This is a genomic window from Nodularia sp. LEGE 04288 (assembly GCF_963896525.1).
In the GTDB taxonomy this organism is placed as follows: Bacteria; Cyanobacteriota; Cyanobacteriia; order Cyanobacteriales; family Nostocaceae; genus Nodularia.
Genome location: NZ_CAWQOY010000064.1, coordinates 1 through 4008, shown reverse-complemented (window position 1 = coordinate 4008; position 4008 = coordinate 1). Strand labels below are relative to the sequence as shown.

The 4008-nt window shown below is 45.7% G+C and carries 3 protein-coding genes; all 3 read left to right on the top strand.

All coding sequences use genetic code 11. The features are described 5' to 3' along the window. The coding region (locus AACX33_RS04845; RefSeq protein WP_227789450.1) for an endonuclease MutS2 at window positions 1-1176 on the top strand (1176 nt) is incomplete at its 5' end. 352 nt (window positions 1177-1528) lie between these two features. Next, window positions 1529-2134, top strand: coding sequence for a DUF3038 domain-containing protein (locus AACX33_RS04840; protein WP_193997203.1), 606 nt, complete (start codon window positions 1529-1531; stop codon window positions 2132-2134). Window positions 2135-2161: 27 nt separating this feature from the next. After that, the gene (locus tag AACX33_RS04835) at window positions 2162-3781 is read left to right on the top strand and encodes a DUF4335 domain-containing protein (protein WP_193997204.1); all 1620 of its coding nucleotides are present in this window, start codon (window positions 2162-2164) and stop codon (window positions 3779-3781) included. Window positions 3782-4008 lie beyond the last annotated feature (227 nt).

Genomic DNA, 4008 nt, shown 5'->3' with positions numbered 1-4008 from the left:
ACTCCCCACTCCCCACTCCCCACTCCCCAATCTTCCCAATCTTCCCAATCACTCGTATTACTCGATGAAGTCGGGGCGGGAACTGATCCAGTGGAAGGTAGTGCTTTAGCGATCGCCTTGCTGCAATATCTCGCCAATCATGCCCAGCTAACCATTGCGACAACTCACTTTGGTGAATTGAAAGCGCTGAAATATGAAGATGAGCGATTTGAAAATGCTTCTGTAGAATTTGATGAAAGTACCCTTTCGCCTACCTATCGTTTATTGTGGGGTATTCCTGGACGTTCCAACGCCTTGACAATTGCCCGGCGTTTAGGTTTAAAAGCCGAAGTGGTGACACAGGCTAAAACTCAAGTCGGAGGGGCGACAGACGAAGTTAATCAGGTGATTGCTGGGTTAGAAGCGCAACGCCGCCGCCAAGAAACCAAAGCTGCGGAAGCTCAAAGTTTGTTGCAGCAAGCGGAACGTTTATACAAGGAGGTGTCGGCAAAATCTGATGCTTTGCAGGAACGGGAAAAAGCTTTGCGGGCTGATCAGGAAGTAGCAGTCCAACAAGCGATCGCTCAAGCTAAAGGTGAAATTGCCCAAGTGATTCGCCGCTTGCAAAAAGGCACACCAAAAGCCCAAGATGCCCAACAAGCAACCGATGCGTTAAATCAAATTTCCCAAAAATATCAGCCAAAGGTAGCACCAAAACCCAAAGTAGGGTTTATGCCCAAAGTAGGCGATCGCGTGCGGATTTCCCAGTTTGGGCAAACAGCAGATGTTTTAACCGCCCCCGATGCCAATGGTGAATTTAACGTCCGTTTTGGCATGATGAAGATGACAGTGAAGCTGGAAGACATCGAATCTTTGGATGGTCAAAAACCTGAACCAGTCGTCAAACCCAAGCCAGCCCCAGCCCCAGTGACTCAACCAGAAGAAAGCGCCCCAGCTATTCGCACCTCTCGCAATACAGTGGATTTGCGCGGTAACCGGGTAGCTGATTCCGAAATTATTTTAGATAAAGCAATTTCGGAAGCGACAGGCCCCTTATGGATTATTCACGGACATGGCACAGGCAAGTTGCGCCAAGGAGTTCACGCCTATTTGCATCAACACCCCAGAGTTAGCCACCATGAACCAGCAGAACAGGCAGATGGTGGCAGTGGTGTTACTATTGCTTATATCAAATAAAGTGGCAATAAATAGCACGGGTGTAGGCTACTAAATTTTTAATATCTAGTTACTAATTCCCTTGATATTATGAGGAATTAGCAATTAGATATTAACTAGATTCAGTAATGTTTATTTATACATTTCTACTGAAACAATGATGATCTTGAGGAAGAACTTGATCAGTTTTGTCAAGCAAAGTTGTTGAAAATAAATTTTCATCTAGTAGAGTAAGACAAAGACTATTGCTGTTTATCAAAATAAGCAAAGCTTGCGGCAGCTTCTAGCTAATAGCGATGGGAAACCAACCTTGATATTTCAGAGTCTGGTTTCAAAATGGGTAACAGCAACAGCCCCTACAGCCTGATCACCTATGCTAAAAGTTATGCACTCGGCCGCCGATTCAGCCACACCCAATCCCCAGTGGGCGGATTTAATTAAACTTCCAGCCCCAAACACAGTTCAATGGGACAACATCAAAACCCAGTTAGACTTGGTGCTGTTGGCGCTAGAAACTTTAACTGGTATTGGTTCCGAGGCCATGCTGTCTGCGGCAATTAATCTGAATTTAGAGTCCAGAGTGCCAGACCGGGTAGCTTTATGGCGCTTGCGTCAGTCTAATCCCTTGCGTAAAGGTCAAGGTGGGCGAAAAAAGCTAGATGTAGAAGAAGCGCGATCGCTGGTTCTGATCACCTGCTACCTCGCCAAACAGCACCAAGAATTGATTCGCCGTGCTGTTGGTCTACTAGAACAAATGGCGGAAAACAAGCGGGAACCTCATCAGGCTGCCTTACTTGGAGATTATATCGATGCTTTCTGCAATACCTACCAAGAACGGATGGAAGAAGACGACCAAATAACCACGGATCTACTCACCCACTTGGCGCTAAAACTACTTGTAGATTTACTTTTTTACAGTGCGCCTGGTGGACACCGCCGTCTCTGGCTAGCACTCATAGATAGTTCTGCAAAATTTTAGATAATCGTCTCCCTCGCCGTTCCTGCCATGCCACCATTAAATTCTGTCATTAGACGCTACACACCCCCAACTTGTACCTTAGAAATATTGGCGCAAAGTTCACCTTTATCCCATTGGATGGGAAAAACAGTGATCAAGCAGCTAACCTTTGAACTACACTTTGATGATCCGCAACTACCAGAAGAACTCAGAATACCAATTCGAGGCGATCGCGATCAACTAGAAATTTTGTGTGATGTGGTCACCAGCTACGTCCAAGGATTACTACAGCAACCCCCAGATAACTTTTGGCTCAGTCTTTCCGAACCCCAGGATTCTAGTAAAGTATCTGATGATTCCCAGTTCACAGATTTTCAGCAATCTTTACCCCCAACGACTCAGATATTCAAATCCTTTCCCTCCCAGATACCAGCATTCGCCATCCGCTTAGAAACAGGCAACTATTTAACTCACAATTTGTTTCTTGGACCACTCGCTAACCAAACATCTGGGGCTGTAATTCAACTGAGTCTACTGCAACTATTCGATTTAGCAACTGCTTTAGATGAATACGCTGCTGATGTGATGGCATTACCAAATCTGAATCATAATAATAGAGTTTTGCGATTACCTGCTTGGGCCCCAATTGCCGCAGTCATGGTTTTAAGTGTAGGTTTACTACCAGCGACTTTACAATTTGCCAACAATAACAAACAAAATCAACCACAAATAGCCAAAATATCCGAGCCAGAAGTGGCGCAAACAGCCCTAGAACCCTCACCATCTGTCGATATTCCCACATCGCCATCCGGATTTAGTCCCCCGGATGATGTAACATCCTTACCACTTCCCGGCTCCGACTCTCAATTTCCTGCGGCTAGTTTTCCTCAACAGCCCCCGTCAGCATCTAATTCTGGACTTTTGAGCAATTCCTCTTCATCCTTACCAACTCAACAAGATCCACTGTTTATCTTTGAGTCCAAGGTTCCCAACCTAGAAAGCAATGCACCAAGCGTAGCCTCCAGCAGAATTCCCGAACAGGAATTGACTATTCAGCCAAATCCCCAGCCATTCCCCCCAGGCTCAATTGCCCAAAGTGAAAGTGCGCTCCCCCAAAGGCGGTCTTTACCACCTAGCCTATCTCCTAACAGAGGCACATTTCCCAGTCTCTCATCAGTTCCCCCGTCTCTCTCTAGCGATCGCAATGACAATATTAGCCCGATTTCTTCATCTAACTCACCGCTGAACCGACAGCAAATTGAAAAAACAATCAATTCTCCTGTAAATGTTGCTAATGAGGTAGATAATAATTCATTAGCTCGTAGATCAACGAGTCAACCCATAACTCCAGCATCTGAAGAGTTTAACTCTGGTAGGACTTTGTTTGATACGCCTCAAGTCGCAGAAGCGAGACAAATTTTCACAAAGCGTTGGCAGCCACCCGTTGGATTCGCCCAAACATTAGAATATAGTTTGATGGTAGATGTTGATGGTAAGGTGGAAAGAATTTATCCCCTGAATCAGGCTGCGAGAACATTCATTGAAGATGCGGGGATGCCTGAAATTGGTCAACCCTTTGTTTCTGCCAATAAATATGGACAAAATGTCAGAATTCGAGTAGTTCTCAGTCCTGACGGCAAGGTTCAAACATTTCCTGAAAATGAATAATTAATATAGCGGTATGCACTTGAATGAAGTACATCATAGCCCCCTCCTCGCTTGCGGGGCTATCGTGTTCACAAAAGTGATCGAATCGCCCCCTAACCCCCAATTCTGGGGGAACAAGAATTTTCAAAGTCCCCCAAACTTGGGGGATTTAGGGGGCTAAACAGGCTCAAACGCAGACAGGAAGGACTTGTGTGTACACGATAGCGCTTGCGGGGAGGGGGTTGGGG

What these genes read in the sequence shown, in the direction of transcription:
- AACX33_RS04835 (WP_193997204.1), top strand. Translation starts at nt 2,162, where the DNA reads ATGCCACCATTAAATTCTGTCATTAGACGCTACACACCCCCAACTTGT.
- AACX33_RS04840 (WP_193997203.1), top strand. Translation starts at nt 1,529, where the DNA reads ATGCTAAAAGTTATGCACTCGGCCGCCGATTCAGCCACACCCAATCCC.